This is a genomic window from Spiroplasma endosymbiont of 'Nebria riversi' (assembly GCF_018831625.1).
Taxonomy (GTDB): domain Bacteria; phylum Bacillota_I; class Bacilli_A; order Mycoplasmatales; family Nriv7; genus Nriv7.
In genome coordinates, this window is the sequence record NZ_CP065193.1 from 1,043,615 (window position 1) to 1,063,715 (window position 20,101).

The 20,101-nt window shown below is 25.7% G+C and carries 18 protein-coding genes and 3 pseudogenes; 14 read left to right on the forward strand and 7 right to left on the reverse strand.

Features of this window, described 5'->3' with window-relative positions; all coding sequences use genetic code 4:
* Complete coding sequence (locus I5Q57_RS06750; RefSeq protein ID WP_215825810.1) at positions 1-1,485, forward strand: hypothetical protein; 1,485 nt, start codon at positions 1-3, stop codon at positions 1,483-1,485.
* Positions 1,486-1,542: 57 nt separating this feature from the next.
* The gene (locus tag I5Q57_RS06755) at positions 1,543-1,959 is read left to right on the forward strand and encodes an HIT family protein (RefSeq protein ID WP_215825811.1); all 417 of its coding nucleotides are present in this window, start codon (positions 1,543-1,545) and stop codon (positions 1,957-1,959) included.
* Between the two features lie 52 nt (positions 1,960-2,011).
* On the opposite strand, the gene I5Q57_RS06760 is transcribed toward I5Q57_RS06755, so the two are convergent.
* The 3 genes and pseudogenes from I5Q57_RS06760 to I5Q57_RS06770 all read right to left on the reverse strand — a co-directional run bounded on the left by I5Q57_RS06760 (position 2,012) and on the right by I5Q57_RS06770 (position 5,824).
* A complete protein-coding gene (locus I5Q57_RS06760; RefSeq protein ID WP_215825812.1) occupies positions 2,012-2,959 on the reverse strand; it encodes a 3'-5' exoribonuclease YhaM family protein in 948 nt (315 codons plus the stop codon).
* On the reverse strand, positions 2,952-4,646 hold the full coding sequence (locus I5Q57_RS06765; protein WP_215825813.1) for a phospho-sugar mutase: 1,695 nt from the start codon (positions 4,644-4,646) through the stop codon (positions 2,952-2,954). Before I5Q57_RS06765 ends, I5Q57_RS06760 begins: the two co-directional genes overlap by 8 nt.
* Positions 4,647-4,732: 86 nt before the next feature.
* A pseudogene (locus tag I5Q57_RS06770) lies at positions 4,733-5,824 on the reverse strand (IS3 family transposase).
* Between the two features lie 649 nt (positions 5,825-6,473).
* Here I5Q57_RS06770 and infC point away from each other — a divergent pair.
* The 8 genes and pseudogenes from infC (at position 6,474) to I5Q57_RS06810 (ending at position 12,140) form a co-directional block, all read left to right on the forward strand.
* Complete coding sequence (gene infC / locus I5Q57_RS06775; RefSeq protein WP_215825814.1) at positions 6,474-7,067, forward strand: translation initiation factor IF-3; 594 nt, start codon at positions 6,474-6,476, stop codon at positions 7,065-7,067.
* A complete protein-coding gene (gene rpmI / locus I5Q57_RS06780; protein WP_215825815.1) occupies positions 7,024-7,218 on the forward strand; it encodes a 50S ribosomal protein L35 in 195 nt (64 codons plus the stop codon). The genes infC and rpmI overlap by 44 nt, the downstream gene beginning before the upstream one ends.
* 15 nt (positions 7,219-7,233) lie before the next feature.
* A complete protein-coding gene (gene rplT, locus I5Q57_RS06785) occupies positions 7,234-7,599 on the forward strand; it encodes a 50S ribosomal protein L20 (protein WP_215825816.1) in 366 nt (121 codons plus the stop codon).
* A gap of 118 nt (positions 7,600-7,717) precedes the next feature.
* Complete coding sequence (locus tag I5Q57_RS06790; protein ID WP_215825817.1) at positions 7,718-8,215, forward strand: dUTP diphosphatase; 498 nt, start codon at positions 7,718-7,720, stop codon at positions 8,213-8,215.
* Between the two features lie 13 nt (positions 8,216-8,228).
* The gene (locus I5Q57_RS06795; RefSeq protein ID WP_215825818.1) at positions 8,229-9,164 is read left to right on the forward strand and encodes a TMEM164 family acyltransferase; all 936 of its coding nucleotides are present in this window, start codon (positions 8,229-8,231) and stop codon (positions 9,162-9,164) included.
* A gap of 18 nt (positions 9,165-9,182) precedes the next feature.
* A complete protein-coding gene (locus I5Q57_RS06800; RefSeq protein WP_215825819.1) occupies positions 9,183-9,863 on the forward strand; it encodes a YgjP family zinc-dependent metalloprotease in 681 nt (226 codons plus the stop codon).
* Positions 9,864-10,016: 153 nt separating this feature from the next.
* Positions 10,017-11,009 (forward strand): transposase, encoded by a 993-nt coding sequence (locus I5Q57_RS06805; RefSeq protein ID WP_215825820.1) that lies wholly within the window; start codon positions 10,017-10,019, stop codon positions 11,007-11,009.
* Positions 11,010-11,036: 27 nt separating this feature from the next.
* Positions 11,037-12,140: pseudogene (locus I5Q57_RS06810) on the forward strand (IS3 family transposase).
* A gap of 209 nt (positions 12,141-12,349) precedes the next feature.
* Here I5Q57_RS06810 and I5Q57_RS06815 read toward each other — a convergent pair.
* The 3 genes and pseudogenes from I5Q57_RS06815 to I5Q57_RS06820 form a co-directional block, all read right to left on the reverse strand.
* A complete protein-coding gene (locus tag I5Q57_RS06815) occupies positions 12,350-13,006 on the reverse strand; it encodes a transposase (RefSeq protein WP_215825821.1) in 657 nt (218 codons plus the stop codon).
* 102 nt (positions 13,007-13,108) lie between these two features.
* Positions 13,109-13,168, reverse strand: a pseudogene (locus tag I5Q57_RS10120) (hypothetical protein); the annotation flags it as partial.
* A 3-nt stretch (positions 13,169-13,171) separates the two neighbouring features.
* On the reverse strand, positions 13,172-13,312 hold the full coding sequence (locus tag I5Q57_RS06820) for a hypothetical protein (protein WP_215825822.1): 141 nt from the start codon (positions 13,310-13,312) through the stop codon (positions 13,172-13,174).
* Positions 13,313-13,477: 165 nt separating this feature from the next.
* Between I5Q57_RS06820 and obgE the strand changes: the two genes are divergently transcribed.
* The 3 genes from obgE (at position 13,478) to I5Q57_RS06835 (ending at position 17,142) form a co-directional block, all read left to right on the forward strand.
* Positions 13,478-14,749, forward strand: a complete 1,272-nt coding sequence (obgE, locus tag I5Q57_RS06825; RefSeq protein ID WP_215825823.1) for a GTPase ObgE — start codon at positions 13,478-13,480, stop codon at positions 14,747-14,749.
* An 18-nt stretch (positions 14,750-14,767) separates the two neighbouring features.
* Positions 14,768-15,517 (forward strand): NAD(+) synthase, encoded by a 750-nt coding sequence (nadE, locus tag I5Q57_RS06830; RefSeq protein WP_246534685.1) that lies wholly within the window; start codon positions 14,768-14,770, stop codon positions 15,515-15,517.
* A gap of 104 nt (positions 15,518-15,621) precedes the next feature.
* Positions 15,622-17,142, forward strand: coding sequence for a hypothetical protein (locus I5Q57_RS06835; protein ID WP_215825824.1), 1,521 nt, complete (start codon positions 15,622-15,624; stop codon positions 17,140-17,142).
* 371 nt (positions 17,143-17,513) lie between these two features.
* Here the strand turns inward: I5Q57_RS06835 and I5Q57_RS06840 are convergent, their stop codons facing one another.
* Positions 17,514-18,272, reverse strand: a complete 759-nt coding sequence (locus I5Q57_RS06840) for an IS1/IS1595 family N-terminal zinc-binding domain-containing protein (RefSeq protein ID WP_215825825.1) — start codon at positions 18,270-18,272, stop codon at positions 17,514-17,516.
* A 192-nt stretch (positions 18,273-18,464) separates the two neighbouring features.
* On the opposite strand from I5Q57_RS06840, the gene I5Q57_RS06845 reads away from it, so the two are divergent.
* Positions 18,465-20,099, forward strand: a complete 1,635-nt coding sequence (locus I5Q57_RS06845) for an APC family permease (RefSeq protein ID WP_246534686.1) — start codon at positions 18,465-18,467, stop codon at positions 20,097-20,099.
* Positions 20,100-20,101 lie beyond the last annotated feature (2 nt).

Here is a 20,101-nt window from a genome sequence, read left to right on the forward strand (position 1 = left end):
ATGCAAATACTAAAGAAATTAGTCAGTTTCACGAGTACAATTTTAATCTCATCTTCTCCTATTATAACCGTTATTGCTTGTAGTAAATCTAAAGACCGCATTGATACTAATATATCTGAAAAAACTCAAGAAGAACAATTTATTGAATTATTAGAAATAACCGATAAAAATAATATTACTGGAAAAGCATTATTTGATAAATTTAAAGGTAAGATTAGTGATTATGGTTTTAATGCTATTAAAGAGATTATTGCTCGTAATGAATTTGTTACGATATATGCGAAAATGCGAGGCAAAAAAATTGAAAACTTATCTAAGACAGAAATTACCAATTATTTGCAACAATTTGATAACCTTTGAAACCAAATAGCAGGTGATAAATTATATCAAGAATATTTAAAAGCAAGATTAAATAATAGTTTCTTAGAAGCAACAGTTACTAAACAAGGATACGACATTAAGCAATCAGCGGAATGACATATTTTAGGAACTTGAGATGAAGAAAAAGACGAGGCCTATACTAATACAATTCAACCAAGCATTAATGACTTAATGACAGCCGAAATCACAAGTGTCAACAATGAAACCATAAATTATAAAGTTAAAGTTCGTGAACGATTTGCTGATTACTATAATGCACAAATTAAAGCTACTATTCTTGATAATTTAATGACAATGACTTGATTACAAGATCGGATTTTTAAATTAAAAAAAGATGGTAATTATTCATTGCCAATAAGTTGAACTTCTCCTAAAAGTGTACAAACATTTGATTCAGGTAATGTTTGAGATAGTAAAATAAAAATGGTTTGAGAAGTAAAAGTTAAAAAGGAAAATGAAGCAAATTTACCTAGCGATGATGTTATGTTAATTCCAGATACTGATTTCAAAAATAAATTTAAACCTAATAATAATGAAGTCAAAACAATTTTTGATCCAATATTTAATATGGCCGGTTTTCGTGGTTTTGTTGCTTATGGTAATGATAATAATCCTTATGGTGATAACACAATGGAAGATTTTTATAAAGAACAAGTGAAAGATAGACAAATTGTTGGCTTTGCTAGTAGTAAAGCTCCTAACGATTCTGAAATAAATAAATTTTATACTGAAGAACGTCGTTATGTATCTAAAATTTATGTTCTCCCAATTTTTGTCACTGATTTGTTTAAAGGTTATAAAATTGATGATGATAAGGAAATTCAAATTGATAAGGGAATAGAATTTGAGTGAAAAAATAATACTAATAAAACGGGAACTAAAAAAAATAGCGCCAACAATAATACGGGAATGCAAAATCTTCCTAATAATCAAAAAACATCATTAATTAATGAATTATTATTCACAATTTCCAAAGATGATAATTTAAAAAAGAATGCTAGTCAATATTTATATACAAAATACATTGTAACTAAGAAAAATATTTACGATAAAAAGATATGAGAAGATTTATCTACTTATTTCCAAGATGAAGAAGATGAGTAATTTACAAAAAAAGAGAACAGTTAACTGTTCTCTTTTTTAAACAAGGAGGATTATTAAATGAATAAACAATCTTGTTTATTTTGCAAAATTATTTTGCACGAAATCCCTAGTCATATAATTTATGAAGATGAACATACAATTGCCTTTTTAGACATTATCCCCCTTGACAAAGGACACACCCTAGTTATCCCTAAAATTCATAGTACAAATTTTATTAATACTAATGATGACATCATTTCTTTTGTTAATATTACTGCTAAAAAAGTTGCTAAACAAATTGAAGTGCAACTTAATACTTCAGCATTTAATTTTATTTCTAATAATGGTATTCTTGCTGGACAAACTATTGAACATTATCATTTACATATTATCCCTAAATATTCTTCCCACAGTGGTTTACAATTACCGAAAAGTCAAATCGTTGTTGACAGTAAAAAACTAATAGCATTACAAAAAAAACTTAAATTTAATTAAAAAAAAGAATTCCTAACAAATCTAGGAATTCTTTTTTTTAATAATTAATTATTTAATTTTCACTGTTAAAATAATTGTGACGATAAAAACTACGATTTTCTAGTCCGCCAATGCGTTGTGAAAAAGCTTCATTTTCAATTTGTTCTAAACCACTATCAATCGCATAAATTCTCGCATCTAAATTATCAATATGATGCAAAATTTCTGCTTCCATAATTTGTGGTAAAACTGGCGAACCATATTCATTTTTACCATGACTTGCTAAAACCATATGTTGTAATAAAACCACTTGTTGCATATCTAATTGTAATTTCTCGCCAATGGTAGCAATTTCACCAGCCATAATTGAAATATGTCCTATTAATTTACCTTGCACACTATATTCAACTGTTAAATCACCTTGTAATTCTTTAGTTTTTCCCATATCATGTAAAATAATTCCCGCATATAATAAACTTTTATTAATTTTACGATCATTATAAATTTCACAAATCGCTTTTGCTGTTTGTAACATAGTTAGTGTATGTCACATTAATCCCGAATGAATATTATGATGATGTCTAACCGCTGCTGGAGAAATTTTAAAACGATCTTGTTGCGTTTTTAAAATTTCTTCAATAATTTGTTTTCAAACATTATTTTTAATCTCCCCAATAAACTCATTAATTTGTTCTCACATTAAACTTTCGCTAACTGGAGCACTTTTAACAAACAAATTAAGATCTGCTTCTTGTAAAGGAATAATTTCATAATTATTAATTTTAACTTGTAAACTTCTTTGATATTCTGAAACTAAACCATTAATTTCAATAATTACTCCTGCTTGTAATCTAATTGCATCTTTGCGTTGTGAATTTCATAAGCGGGCTTCAATAAGTCCTGTTTTATCTTTTAAAGTTACTGTTAAATATGTTGCTCCATTACTTGCTGTTCCTTGATTAACTTTTTCAACTAAGAATTTATCAAGAACATTACTATTTGCTTTTAAATCTTTAATCATCTAATTTCCCTTTCTTTAAATGTAAATAATTTTTTTCTAAATCGGAAAACATTAATTCCATTTTTATTTTTGCTGCTTTCACTGATTTATCAACACAAACAAAATAAAATTTAATTTTTGGTTCGGTACCACTAGCCCTTATCGCCAACCACGAACCATCATTAAAATAAAATTTTAATAAATCTTGGGGAGGCATATTATATAAACCTTGCAAATAATCTTCTTTTTTTGCTAATTTAATATTATTTAAACTAACAATTGAATCTTTTCTTAACTTTGCTAAAATAGTCTTAATCGCTTTTTGCCCACTATTGCCTTTTAAAACAACATTAACTGTATTAAAGTAAAAATACCCATATTTTTGATAAATATCTTCTAAAACATCTACTAATGACTTATTTTGTTGGCGATAATAATTACAAGCCTCAGCAATAACCATTGCTGCGGCAATACCATCTTTATCACGAGTTAAATCTTTAACAACATAACCATATGCTTCTTCAAAACCAAAAACAAAATTTATATTCCGTGTATTTTCTTTTGCCATTTCATTACCAATTCATTTAAAACCAGTTAATGTTTTAATAACTTCACAACCATAAGATTTTGCTACCAAATCACTTAAATGACCAGTAACAAAAGTATTATACATTACTGGATTAGATGGCATAATTTTTTGCTTTTGATAATGACTTAATAAGTATTCTAACAAAATTGGTGCTGTTTCATTACCATTTAATAAAATATACTCATTATGATGTAAAACTGCAATGCCAATTCTGTCACTATCAGGGTCATTAATAATAATTAAGTCAGCATTATTTTTTTTAGCATATTTAATAGCTAATGTAAAAGATTCAGCAACTTCTGGATTAGGTGAGGGTGTGTTACTAAAATTAGGATCAAAATCTCATTGTTCTTTAACAGGAATAACTTGATAATTGCTACTTTGTAAAACATTCATTACTCAATCACGACTAGTACCATGCTGATTAGAAAAAACTATCTTAATATCCTTTTGTTCATTAGGATAAAATTGTAATGCTTTAACATCTTTAATATATTCTTCTTCAAGAATAACGGGAACAGTTTTTATTAATTGTTTTTGAATTGGTTTTAGTAACTTAAAGACATCCTCAATAGCAATATTTTCCATATTATTACCAACTTCATCAGTAACAACCGGTAAAAATTGACAACCATTTTTATCATAAATTTTAAAACCATTATATTCTGGCGGATTATGACTAGCAGTAATTACGGCACCAGCTAAGGCATTTAATTTTCTCACACTATATGATAATAATGGTGTTGGTCGTAAATCATTATTAGTAAATAAGTATACGGGAATACTATAACTAGTAAAAATATTAGCTACTTCTTGACTAAATTCTAATGAATAATGACGATTATCATGAGCAATAACAATTCCTTTTTGTAATTCATCCATTTCATAATGTTTTTTTAAATATTGGATAAAAGCAATTGTTGCCTTCCTAATATTATAAATATTCATTCTGGCAATTCCGGGCCCCATAACCCCACGAATTCCTGCTGTGCCAAAACTTAATGAATTACTAAAAGCATCAATAATTTCTTTTTCATTCATCGCAATTAATTGTTCTCTTAATTGTGGTTCTAAATCATTATTATTTAATCATTTTTGGTATTCTTTTTGATATGCCATATTCCCCTCCTATTAATTGTTAATCCTTATTAATTTTACTATAAATTTAAAGTAATATGGTATGGCAACCCTTTTTTGGACACTTTTTATGTAGACTGTCATTTTCTAAATTCAACAGGCGTTAAATAATTTAAACTGCCATGTATTTTAAGATTATTGTATCAATTAACAAAATCAAATAATTCGCATTTTAATTGTGTTAAATTTTCAAATTTTTTACTCTTGATAAATTCCGTTTTAAAAGTTTTGTAAGTTGTTTCGGCCACAGCATTGTCATAAGGACAACCCTTCGCACTCAATGATCTTTTAATATTAAAGGTTATTAAAATTTCATCAATGATTTTATTTTTGAACTTATTACCACGATCAGTATGAAATAAAGTTATTTTATTTAATGGTCGTGTTATTTTATGAAAAGCTTGTTGAACTAGTTCAGCGGTTTTGTTTGGCTTGGCACTATAGCCAATTATTTCTCGATTAAACAAGTCAATTAATAAACAAATATAATGTCATTTTCCTCCAACTTGCACATATGTTAAATCACTAACAACAACTTCATTAGGTTTTTTGTTATTAAATTGACGATTTAAAACATTACTAATTTGGTCATTATTAACAATTGTTTTATGATTACGATATTTTAATTTGGTGTATTTAGAAACCAAATTATTTTTGATCATAAGGAATCTGATTTTTCGACGTGATAAGATAATATCTTTTATCATTAAAACAGCTTTAATTTTACGAGCACCATAAATTTTACGGCTTTTATTAAATGCACTGATAACTTCTTCTTCATAATTATTAACATCATACTTAACACAATTATTAGTTTGATAATAATATGTTGACTTTGCTATTTTTAATATTTGACACATTTTTAGTACGGAATATTTTAATTCCTATTTTTTGCCAATTATCAGTGCTGCCTGCTTTAAAATGTCATTTCCCATTCGTAATTGTTGGTTTTCTTTTCGCAAGTAAATTAATTTATTTTATTCGACAGCGCGATTATCTTGCACTTTAAATGACCCAAAATTATTAAAATTTTCAATTCACTGATATACGGCTGATTTTGAAATCCCGTATTCTTTAATAATTTCAACAATGCTTTTTCCGTTTTGATAAAGCATGACAATTTGTTTTTTAAATTCATTTGAATATGAGTTTTTCCCCATTTTTATTGTCCTATTTTCTTAATAATTTTATTTTATTTGAAAGTCCACATAAATATGGTCCAACTTATTATAACCTATCCAAAAAAAAGGTTTCCACAATAGTTTTTTATTTTCTACTTTCTTTTTATTTTTTATAAGTTTAAGGACGCATAAAGTTTTGTTAGTTGGGTAAAGATTTGAATAATTTTAAAAGAAAAGTAATTACAATTTAATTATCATTTTATTTTAAAAATAAGTAATAAAACAAAATATTTAATATTAACAAACATAATTTTAATAAAATGTTATAAAAACAACATTAAAATAATTTTTTACAACAAAAATCATACATAGGATATATATACTTAATTTGCATATTGAAATAATTTATAAATAATTTATAGTAAATGATTATTTTTTCTTTTTTTAAAAATATCTAAGAAAACTAAACGCGACCTAAGTTAATATTTTTTTGCATTTTTATTTATTTATGTTATTATTTATAGGAACATAAATAAAAGAAAGTAGTGTTACACTCACCTGATAGCAACATATTATCGTTATGGGTAAACAGCTAATAATAATTTTAGATTTTAAATCTAAATATTTTAATGGTGAGTGTGTATTAGTACACACTTTTTCTATGTTGTTATAGGAGGTTTTCTATTTTATGAAACATAAGCCAAATACTGATTTTATTAACCAAAATATTCCTTTTCGTGAAGTTTTAGTTATTGATCAAGATGGCAATCAATTAGGTGTGATGTCACGAAATGATGCTTTAAGGACTGCTAAAGAACAAGGACTAGATTTGTTTGTTGTTGCACCTAATGCTAATCCGCCAGTGTCGAAAATTTTAGATTATGGCAGATATAAGTATGAAGAGCAAAAAAAAGATAAAGATAATAAAAAAAAGCAACGAATTATTCAAAACAAAGAAATGCGTTTAACACCTAATATTGGTGAGCATGATTTGAAATTCAAAGCTAAGAAGGTAATAGAATTTTTAAAAAATGGTGATCGGGTTAAAATATCTTTAAAGTTTCGAGGTAGGGAGTCACATCGTAAAGAGTTTGGTTATGAAACATTAATGCGGTTTTATGATTTAGTAAAAGAGTATTGTGAAATTGAAAAAACACCAAAGTTAACTGGTCAGTTTTATGATATGTATTTAATTGCTAGAAAAGATAAATATTTAAATAAAGAAAAGGAGCAAGAAAATGCCAAAAATGAAAACAAAAAAAGCATTACAGAAACGAATTAAAATTACTGGAACTGGTAAATGAAAGCGAAAGCATGCTTTTACTTCTCATTTAGCACAAAATAAGTCAACTAAACAAAAACGACATTTAAGCAAAGAAGGAACAGTAGATAAAACTGATTACCGAAGATTAAAAAATTTACTACTTAGTTAGAAAGGAAATATAATAATGGCAAGAGTTAAAGGAGGCGTTACTACTAAGAAACGCCGTAAAAAGGTTTTAAAACAAGCTAAAGGTTATTTTGGTTCAAAACATACATTATTTAGAACTGCCAAAGAACAAGTAATGAAGTCTTTAGCATATGCTTATCGTGATCGTAAAAAGCGTAAATGCGAGTTTCGAAGTTTATGAATTACACGAATTAATGTTGCCGCTAGAGAATGTGATATGTCTTATTCACAATTTATTAATGGTTTACATAAAGCGAATGTTGATATTAATCGAAAAATGTTATCGGAAATGGCAATTCATCAACCAGCTGAATTTAAAAAATTAGTTGATTTATCTAAATCAGCATTAGAAAAAAAGGATTAATTTTATCTAGTAATAACTTATAAGTTATTACTAGGTTTTTTTATTTTTTATTTGCAACTTGAAAAAATATAATTATAATAAATAAAACAATATAAGTTAGGGATGGGTGAAACATATTTTGGATTTACAATTATGAAAACAAATTATTAGTTTGCAAAAAAAGTTAGATGCAAGAATTTTAGAAGAAAAAAAATTATTAGTTGAAAAAACAATTGATAAACGATTTTTAGCTTTATTAGTAGAATTATCGGAATTTAGTAATGAATTACGATGCTTTAAATATTGATCAAATCGTATGACATATAAGTCAAAAGAATTAGTTTTAGATGAATTTATTGATTGTCTGCATTTTCTTATTAGTATTGGATTAAGTTTTAATATTGATTTAGAAGCATATTCTTATGAATTAAAGCAAGAACAAGATTTAACATTGTTAATATTAGAAACTTTTAATCATACGATTGCTTTTTGAAAAAATATTACTAATAATTATGTTAACATTTTAAATCATTTTTTTACAATTGCTAATGTTTTGCAGTTTAGTTTTCAAGATATTTTTCAAGCCTATTTAAATAAAAATGAGATTAATCATCAACGAATAAGTAATAACTATTAAGGGAGAAGTAAAGATGTTTTTATCATTATATGATTTTTTTAATCCAGCAGGAAATTCTGGTGAAGTTATTACTAAAATTGGTGTTACTTGACAATATTGATTGCCAGTTATTTTATCATTAATTGCTTTGGCTTGTTTGTTTATTTTTAAAACAGGATATGCTAAGTTAGCACAAAATAAATTATTTTTAAGAATTCTTGGTATTTTTCAAATTTTCTTATATTTTCTTTATTATTTTTTACATTTTTTATATTTATATTATTTTAAAGAATTAGGAAAAAATTTACGAGGTTGACCTTGAATTTTCCCGTTTCATTTAAGTTCAATAACACAAATTATTAGTGGCATTTTATTAATTAAGGCTAATGATAAATTATTTAGTATTACTGTACCTTGAGTAGTAATTATGGTTTTTGCAAGTTTACTAATTCCGGCTGATAAATCTTATGGACCGCAACATTTTTCTTACTGGTTATATTATGTTTTACATGTTATTATCATTTTTACTTATTGATTTTTATATATGTATGGTATTGTGCAATATCATCGTGATTATTTATTATGACGTTTTATTAGTTTAATTATATTTAGTTTAATGGCTTTAAGTTTTAATGCGTTTTCATTAGTTATTGCGAAAAATGAAAATGAAATAACTAATTTATTATTTATTGGTCGCGACGGTTATCCATTATGAGGTAGTGATAATAATCTTGTTACTACTGCTAATATTTTTGATCGGACTGGTCGTTTGTGACCATTAGGTTATATTTTTATATTTACTTTTGGAATATTTTTTACATCTTTAGGTTATTTAATTTTAATGAAGGTGCAACCTTTTTTTTATAAAAAAGGAAATAAATTTGTTCCTTTAAAAAGAGTAAAACAACCATGGGATTTTAAAGCTTTGGGAATAATGTTTAAAAACATTAAAACAATATTTAAAAAGTAGTATGAGGATGGTTATTAGATGCTTAAAAAGCAATTAGTTTATGAAAATGCAGCGTTGGATTATTGTTTGCAACAAGGTAAAAGATTATCAGTAAGATATTATTCATCGGATATTATTGTCAATGCCCCCTTAGGAATGAAAGAACAATATATTGAGGATTTTCTTATTAGTAATTGAAAAAAATTACAGAAAATTATTAATAAATCCTCAAAGATTTTAATTAATTTGCGTCAAAAACCATATTTTGTTTATTTCTTAGATAAGAAATATGAGGTGCAAATTAATTATTTTGCTAATAACAATAAAGTTATTTTTGTCGCAACAACTGTTGTTGTTAATTTAAAAGGCAATGATGAAAAGCAACTTGTGAAAAATTTTAATAAATTTCTTAGTAAGCAAGCTGAATTATATTTGAGTTCCCGAGTTGCATTACTTGCTAAAACAATGAATTTAAGCTATCAACAACTTAAGTTTAGAGTGATGCGTAGTAAATGAGGTGTTTGTCATTTTAACAAGCAGAAAATTGTTCTAAATTCCAAAATTATGCATTTTAATTTCGAGGTTATTAACTATGTTATTATTCACGAGTTAGTACATTTATGAGAACCTAATCATAGTCAAGCATTTTGAAAATTAGTGGTGCAATTTTGTCCTAATTTTAAAGTTTGTCAGCAGATTTTAAAACAAGTTTTTTTGTAAAATTGTTCTTATTGTAAAATTAACAAAAGTAATTTGATGTTAGTGCTTAAAACAATTTAAATTTTATTTTTAATTTTGTAGAAAACTCTTGATATTTATTGAATATGCTTAATTTTAGGTATATTTTTAATATGATAGAGGTGGATAATAATTATGGAAAAAATAATTCAAGAACTAATAAATACTTTAAGAGATGATCAATTTTTAGAATTTTATGAAAAAGTCAAACAACAAGCAGAATTAATAAAAAAACAAAAACGTTTAAATGAAATTGATCAAAAATTTAGAGCACAAGGTATTAAATGCCCTAAATATGAATCTTGCCATCGCGTTAAAAATGGACATAATTCAGAAGGAAAACAAAAATATTTATGTAAAAATTGCCGTGCAAGTTTTGACGCGTTTCGTAATCATTTTATTTATTTAAGTCATTTAAATTATGAACAATGAAATTTATTGATTCAAATTTCATTGCTGGGGCAATCTAGTAAAAAAATTTCTCGTTTTATTAAAACTACATTAAAAACTGCTTGATATAATCGTCAAAAATTAATGAAATCAAAACAATTAGAAAATACCCAATTAAAATTTAAAAAATTATCTGGTAAAATCCAAATCGATGAAACATTTATTAAAGAAATTCATAAAGGAAATTTCAAACATAAAACTGATCCACGAAGAATTAACCTTGACCCATTCGCAACTAATACTAAATGCTGTATTCAAATGGCAGTTGATAATAATAACAATATTTATGTTAAATTCACAAACACCAAACGTTTACAAAAACAATGAGTTATTGAAAATATGAACAAAGAATTAATTAACCAAAATTCAATTATTACTTCTGATATGCAAAAATTATATTTTTTAGTAGCAAAACAAACAAATTCTACTTTATGTGTAACTAAAACAACAATTAATCCTGAAGCTAGTTATCGTAAATTAAATAAAATCAGTAAATTACAATCTAATCTTAAAGAAGCCTTAATTCATTATCATGGTTTAGGTTTTACTAATATTCAAAATTATTTAAATCTCTGAAAATGAAAATACCAACATAAGGGTTTAACTCCAAACCAACAAACAGGTTGGATAGGTTACAATAAGTTGGACCATATTTATTTGGACTTTCAAATAAAATAAAATTATTAAGAAAGTAGAAAGATAAAAATGGGGAAAAACTCATATTCAAATGAATTTAAAAAACAAATTGTCATGCTTTATCAAAACGGAAAAAGCATTGTTGAAATTATTAAAGAATATGGAATTTCAAAATCAGCCGTATATCAGTGAATTGAAAATTTTAATAATTTTGGGTCATTTAAAGTGCAAGATAATCGCACTGTCGAAGAAAATGAATTAATTTACTTGCGAAAAGAAAACCAACAATTACGAATGGAAAATGACATTTTAAAGCAAGCAGCACTGATAATTGGCAAAAAATAGGAATTATTAACAATAATAAAGAAAAATATTCCGTGCTAAAAATGTGTCAAATATTAAAAATAGCAAAATCAACATATTATTATCAAACTAATAATTGTGTTAAGTATGATGTTAATAATTATGAAGAAGAAGTTATCAGTGCATTCAATAAAAGTCGTAAAATTTATGGTGCTCGTAAAATTAAAGCTGTTTTAATGAGAAAAGATATTATCTTATCACGTCGAAAAATCAGATTCCTTATGATCAAAAATAATTTGGTTTCTAAATACACCAAATTAAAATATCGTAATCATAAAACAATGGTTAATAATGACCAAATTAGTAATGTTTTAAATCGTCAATTTAATAACAAAAAACCTAATGAAGTTGTTGTTAGTGATTTAACATATGTGCAATTTGGAGGAAAATGACATTATATTTGTTTATTAATTGACTTGTTTAATCGTAATTGGCTATAGTGCCGGACCAAACAAAACCGCTGAACTAGTTCAACAATCTTTTCATAAAATAACACGACCATTAAATAAAATAACTTTATTTCATACTGATCGTGGTAATGAGTTCAAAAATAAAATCATTGATGAAATTTTAATAACCTTTAATATTAAAAGATCATTGAGTGCGAAGGGTTGTCCTTATGACAATGCTGTGGCTGAAACAACTTACAAAACTTTTAAAACGGAATTTATCAAGGGTAAAAAATTTGAAAATTTAACACAATTAAAATGCGAATTATTTGATTTTATTAATTGATACAATAATCGCAGAATACATGGCAGTTTAAATTATTTAACGCCTGTTGAATTTAGAAAACAACAGTCTACATAAAAAGTGTCCTAAAAAGGGTTGCCATGTCACCTCTATCATATTAAAAATATACCTAAAATTAAGTATATTCAATAAATATCAAGAGTTTTCTACAAAATTAAAAAAAAATTTTTTAATTTTGTCGAAAACTCTTGATAAAATAAAAAAAATCATCAACTTGATAATTTTAAAAGGCTTTTATGTAAAATTACTATTTTTACTTTAATTTTTTATACATTAAAATATAATACCGCTGTTTGTTGGTTTGGAGTTAAACCCTTATGTTGGTATTTTCGTTTTCAGAGATTTAAATAATTTTGAATATTAGTAAAACCTAAACCATGATAATGAATTAAGGCTTCTTTAAGACTAGATTGTAATTTACTGATTTTATTTAAGTTACGATAACTAGCTTCAGGATTAATTGTTGTTTTAGTTACACATAAAGTAGAATTTGTTTGTTTTGCTACTAAAAAATATAATTTTTGCATATCAGAAGTAATAATTGAATTTTGGTTAATTAATTCTTTGTTCATATTTTCAATAACTCATTGTTTTTGTAAACGTTTGGTGTTTGTGGATTTAACATAAATATTGTTATTATTATCAACTGCCATTTGAATACAGCATTTAGTATTAGTTGCGAATGGGTCAAGGTGAATTCTTCGTGGATCAGTTTTATGTTTGAAATTTCCTTTATGAATTTCTTTAATAAATGTTTCATCGATTTGGATTTTACCAGATAATTTTTTAAATTTTAATTGGGTATTTTCTAATTGTTTTGATTTCATTAATTTTTGACGATTATATCAAGCAGTTTTTAATGTAGTTTTAATAAAACGAGAAATTGTTTTACTAGATTGCCCCAGCAATGAAATTTGAATCAATAAATTTCATTGTTCATAATTTAAATGACTTCAATAAATAAAATGATTACGAAAAGCATCAAAACTTGCACGGCAATTTTTACATAAATATTTTTGTTTTCCTTCTGAATTATGTCCATTTTTAACGCAATGGCAAGATTCACATTTAGGACATTTAATAATACCTTATGTTCTAAATTTTTGATCAATTTCATTTAAACGTTTTTGTTTTTTTATTAATTCTGCTTGTTGTTTGACTTTTTCATAAAATTCTAAAAATTGATCATCTGTTAAAGTATTTACTAGTTCTTGAATTATTTTTTCCATAATTATTACCCACCTCTATCATATTAAAAATATACCTAAAATTAAGTATATTCAATAAATATCAAGAGTTTTCTACAAAATTAAAATTATCCTTTAAAAAGAAAACATTTTTTTATGTTAAAATATTATTGATTTGATTTTTTTAAAAAGACTAGGATGATATGAATGAAATTTATTGATAAGATTACAATTAAAGTTAAAGCTGGCAAAGGTGGTGATGGTGCTGTTGCTTTTCGTCGTGAATTATATGTTCCAAAAGGTGGTCCGGCTGGTGGTGATGGCGGTAATGGCGGTAACATTATTTTTATTGGCGATGAAGGAATAAATACATTATTAGAATTAAACTATCAAAAAGAAATTAAAGGTGTTGATGGTGAAAATGGGCAACATAAAAATATGCATGGTAAAAATACTAAAAATACTTATATTAGTGTTCCCTTAGGTACTATTATTTATGATGGTTTAAATAAAGAAGAAATTGGTGATGTTGTTACTAACAAACAAGAAGTTATTGTTGCGAATGGCGGTCGTGGAGGTAAAGGAAATAGTCGGTTTGCTAATTCCAGAAATCGTGCTCCGACAATATTTACTCGTGGTGATTTAGGCGATGAAAAAGAAATTACTTGTGAATTAAAATTATTAGCAGATGTCGGGATTGTCGGTATGCCTAATGCCGGGAAGTCTACTTTATTAGGAACTATTTCTCACGCTAAACCACAAATTGGTGATTTTCCTTTTACAACTTTAACCCCGCAATTAGGTGTAGTTAAACATCAAAACTTTTCTTTTGTAGTTGCTGATTTACCAGGATTAATTGCGGGTGCTAGTTTAGGAAAAGGTTTAGGATATGAATTTTTAAAGCATATTGAACGATGCCAGTTATTAGTTCATCTTATTGATATTAGTTTACCCAATGCTTATGATAATTATTCAGTGATTCAAAAAGAACTTAAAGATTATAATTTACAATTAGAAAATAAGCAACAAATAGTTGTTGCTAGTAAAATGGATCAAATTGATGCTTCTCGTAATTTAGAACTTTTTAGTAAGCAAATTAAACAAAAAGTTTACTCAATTTCCGCTTGAACTAGAGAAGGAATTGAATCATTAGTTCATATTATTCATAGGCAATTGCAAACTATTAAAAAAATACCAGAATTAAAACAAGAAATGGCACCAACAATCTATGGTTTTACACCAACAAACGAAGAAGTCATTGTTGAAAATTTAGGAAATGGTCATTGAAAAGTAATTGGTGCTAGTGTGCATCGCATTTATCACAAATTTCCATTAACAACACATGATAATTTATTATTATTTAATCAGAAGTTACGAGATTTAGGAGTTTTTAAAATTCTCGTTAAAAAAGGCATTCAAAAAGGGGATACAATTAAAATTTTTGATTATGAGTTGCAATGACTTGACGAAAATTTTTAAGTGAAAGGATATTAATTAATGGAATTACAAAAATATTTAGATTATTTAGTTCAATGATTACAAGAACAAGTAAAATTAGCTAATGCTAAAGGATTAATTGTTGGTGTATCTGGTGGTATTGATTCAGCCGTTACTGTTGCTTTGATTAAAAAAGCAATGCCAGATAACCATTTAGCTGTTTTTATGCCTTGCTATTCATCAAGTAATGACGAAATTTTAGTAAAAAAATTAGTAGTGACATTAGATTTAAAATTACAAATTATTAATTTAGAGTCAGCTTATAATGAATTACAAAATAACTTTAATTGACACGATGGTTTATCATCATTACAACAAAAAGCATTAGTTAATTGTAAACCCCGTCTCCGAATGACTTCTTTATATGCCTTAGCACAAGCAAATGAATATTTAGTTGTAGGCACTAGTAACTTTGATGAATGATATACAGGTTATTTTACTAAACATGGTGATAGTGCTTGTGATATTTTACCATTAATTCATTTATTAAAAAGTCAAATAAATACGACCGCTAAGTTATTAAATATTCCGCAAGAAATTATTAATCAGCCACCATCAGCAGGTTTATGAACAGGACAAACTGATGAAAAAGAGATGGGGATAACTTATGCTGAGTTAGATAACTTTTTAAACGGTCAAGAGAAATTGTTAGATAATAATATTGTTACTAAAGTTAAGATGATGCACAAAAATACTGAACATAAGCGAAAATCGGCAATTATCCCTAAAAAATTTATTTTTAAAAATTAGTTAAATATTAGTAAATAAAAATAATATGTGCTATACTGAAAAAAATGTAAATTAAAAAATATTGACTAAATTTACATTTCGATGAGGTGAAATATATGAAATTAATGAATATGCAAAAGTTATTAAAGTTAGTGGCGACAATAACAATTATTAGTGGGCCATTATTACCAACAATAGCTTGTAGTAATAATGCTAATGATAATATCATTACCACAAACGGGATTAATGTTAGTACTTTAGATGTTAATAAATCAAAATTAATTGCTAAGTCGCTAATTTTGGCACGAACTAAACAATGAAATCCAAATGAGATTTTAAAAAGGGCGTTACAAAATAATTTTAAAGATTTAAATGAATACTTTGTTGATGATACAATTAAAAATTTATTATTAACAAAAGAACATCATAATTTTTCAAAACCGAACTATCAAGTACCTAAAACTTTAGAAGTTGCTGGTTTTAATATTTTAAAAAAAATAAAAGCAGTTTTACAAGAGTTTATTAAAAATAATGATTTTGAAATTAAGAATTTTATGGAAAAATTATTAGAACAGTTATTAGGTTTATTAAATAGTGAGCAAATTGCTACTCATATTCCAGATATTAAAGCAATTCTAACAACACAATATCAAGATATCGTTGTTGCTATTAAGAGTGGTATTGATACTAATAAAAAATTCATTACTGATAAAAAAACATTTGGTGAAATTTTTGCGGATATAAAACATAATAAAATTATAGAAGATAATATTTTTAGTAAATTTTTAAAAATTCAGAATAAATCAATAGAAATTAAAGATATTGCGGTTTTAATAAAAACAATAATTACTTATGTGCCAATGTTAATAACTTTTATGATTAATTTTGCTGAAAAATTAGAAAATGGTTTTAATGAAGAAATAATTAATGCTTTAAAAGCAAAACCATATCAAGGTTTATTAGATAATAAAGACCAACCATTTACTTTACAAAATATCAAGAATACTTTTAAAAATATTTTTGGAGTTAATAAGAAAAAAGTCGATTTTTTAATAAAATTAATATCTGATTCAAGTTTACCATTTAGTTCTATATTTATGGCTTTACAAGGTGTTGTTGGTGAAAAAGAGTTCAATAATTTTTATCAAAACTTGAATGGTGATGAGCTTGATAATGATTTTATCGCAATAATTGATCAATTGCTTTTAAAATTACCTAAAGTGTATGATGATTTTATAACTTTATTAGAAGACAAAACTGCTATTAGTAAAGTGGGTTTTCTTAAAAAACTTATTAAGATAATGGGTGCTAATGTTAATGATAAAACTAGTATTGAAAAAGAAACTATTTTAGATTATTTAACTAAAATTCTTGGTAATAAGTGATTTCAAGATAATGTTTTGCAAAACATTATTGATAATAAAAGTATTTGAGAAGAAGATGGTGATTATATTGCTGATTTTGTTAATAAATTAAGTTATATTCAGGATACAAAAGCAGAAATTGTTTATGATTTGAGCGCAGGGTTAGTATTTTATAATATAACGATAGAAAAGCAAGAATTTAAATTTAGTTGAAAGTTTTCTTATAGTGACGAGAAAAAATTAATAGGAATGAAAATATTTAATTTTGAACAACTTAATTAAATACATATTTAGTAAATAAAACGGTAACTACCGTTTTATTTTTTAAAACAATTTTATAATTGTAAAATTGTTTTAATTTTGTCGAAAACTCTTGATAAAATAAAAAAAATCATCAACTTGATGATTTTAAAAGGCTTTTATGTAAGATTACTATCTTTATTTTAATTTTTTATACATTAAAATATAATACCGCTGTTTGTTGGTTTGGAGTTAAACCCTTATGTTGGTATTTTCATTTTCAGAGATTTAAATAATTTTGAATATTAGTAAAACCTAAACCATGATAATGAATTAAGGCTTCTTTAAGACTAGATTGTAATTTACTGATTTTATTTAAGTTACGATAATTAGCTTCAGGATTAATTGTTGTTTTAGTTACACATAAAGTAGAATTTGTTTTTTTTTGCTACTAAAAAATATAATTTTTGCATATCAGAAGTAATAATTGAATTTTGGTTAATTAATTCTTTGTTCATATTTTCAATAACTCATTGTTTTTTTAAACGTTTGGTGTTTGTGGATTTAACATAAATATTGTTATTATTATCAACTGCCATTTGAATACAGCATTTAGTATTAGTTGCTAATGGGTCAAGGTGAATTCTTCGTGGATCAGTTTTATGTTTGAAATTTCCTTTATGAATTTCTTTAATAAATGTTTCATCGATTTGGATTTTACCAGATAATTTTTTAAATTTTAATTGGGTATTTTCTAATTGTTTTGATTTCATTAATTTTTGACGATTATATCAATAAGTTTTTAATGTAGTTTTAATAAAACGAGAAATTGTTTTACTAGATTGCCCCAGCAATGAAATTTGAATCAATAAATTTCATTGTTCATAATTTAAATGACTTCAATAAATAAAATGATTACGAAAAGCGTCAAAACTTGCACGGCAATTTTTACATAAATATTTTTGTTTTCCTTCTGAATTATGTCCATTTTTAACACAATGGTAAGATTCACGTTTAGGACATTTAATACCGTGTGCTCTAAATTTTTGATCAATTTCATTTAAACGTTTTTGTTTTTTTATTAATTCTGCTTGTTGTTTGACTTTTTCATAAAATTCTAAAAATTGATCATCTGTTAAAGTATTTACTAGTTCTTGAATTATTTTTCCCATAATTATTATCCACCTCTATCATATTAAAAATATACCTAAAATTAAGTATATTCAATAAATATCAAGAGTTTTCTACAAAATTAAAATAAAATTGTTTTAATATTTATATTTATTATTGTTATAATAAATATAAATAATAATATGAAAATAAAAAAATTAAATAAAATTAATAATTTAGAAGGGAAAAAATATATGAGTCAAAATGTCGCAAGAAAATATGGTTTATTTATGTGCCTCTGTATGGTTGTGGGGACAGTAATTGGAACTGGGATTTTCTTTAAAAATGAAGGTGTTTATGGCTTTGTTAATGGTAATGGAATTTTAGGAATCATTGCTTGAATTATTGGTGGTGTTGTAGCAATTTCTTTTGGTTTATCATTTATGGAAATTTCATCGGCAAAACAAGATAGTAATTCGGGAATTGCTTTATATGCAAAAATGTTTGCTGGTAGTAAATTTGGTCGTGTTGTTCGTAACGCAATGAATAATATTTATTTGCCATTAACTGCTTTTACAGTAGCTTATTATACTAGTAAGGCTTCTGTTTGAGCAATTGGTGGCGGTCAAGATGCGGAAATGCGTTTAGCAAATGTCTTAGGTGGTTCTAATGTGTATGAATTATTATTAAGTATTTTTGCAGTTTTATATACTTTGTTTGTTATTGTTTGTTGCATTTATAATGAATCAATTAGTAAATGAGTACAAATGATTACCGTTGTTTTAAAATTAATACCATTAATTTTTATTGGTGTTGTTGGATTAATTGTTGTTAATGCAGGAGCAGGTGCTTTTTTAGAAACTGGATTAGGTGATCCAAAAAAATATGAAATTGTTAAAAATAAAGGTCATTTTGAAATGCTATTAATGGCGTTACCAGGAATTCTTTTTGCCTTTGATGGTTTTTTATCAACAACTTATATTCAAAAAGATGTTCGGAATTCTAGTAAAAATATTCCTTTAGCCTTAGTTTTTGGTTTAACAGGAATTACCTTTATTTATGTCTTAACTTCAATTTCAACATTAAATTTAGACCCTAGTGGTAGCGTTGCTATTGCTGCGGGGAAAATATTTAATAATCCAACAGTTAATGCTGTTTGTACGCGATTAATTTTTATTTTTATTCTTATCAGTGCTCTAGGCACTTTAAATGGTTATTGTTTTTCAATGACAAAGTTAACAAGGTCATCATTAGATGATGGTTTTGTTGTTGGTAACGATAAAATATGACAAAAAGTTATTAATCGTTTTGGTATTAAAACAGCAACATTAATGGTGATAGGAGTATTATTTGCAGTTTGAATTGTAATTATGGCACTACCAACGATAGTTACTGATGATAATTATAATTTCTTTGATTTTATTAGTAATGCTGGTGTTGTGATGGCATTTATGTTATATGGTGTAATTATCTTTTATGGTTTATTAAATCGTTATCGTAAAAAAATTAAAACGCTTAATGCTTGATATTTTATTCCGGCAGCGATTATTTCCATATTATGTATTACTTTAATATTGGGATATAATGTTTATTCTTACTTTGCTTTATTGGTAACCTCTGAAAATAAAGTAGCAGTAATTTTACAAATTTTCTTTTTACTATTAATTCTTGCTTTGCCTTGATCAGGATTATTTATGAAAGATAATGAATTAGAAAATGATAATGAAGCTGGTAATGCATCAGAACTTGGACAATCAACAAGTGATAATGGGACAAATAACTTTTCTAATGGTAATGGAGAAGAAAATATTTATGTTTCTCTGGAACAAATTACTCCTAATGTGACTGGTAATGGTTCTGAATTTGGTGATGAAATTACGGAATTATAAAA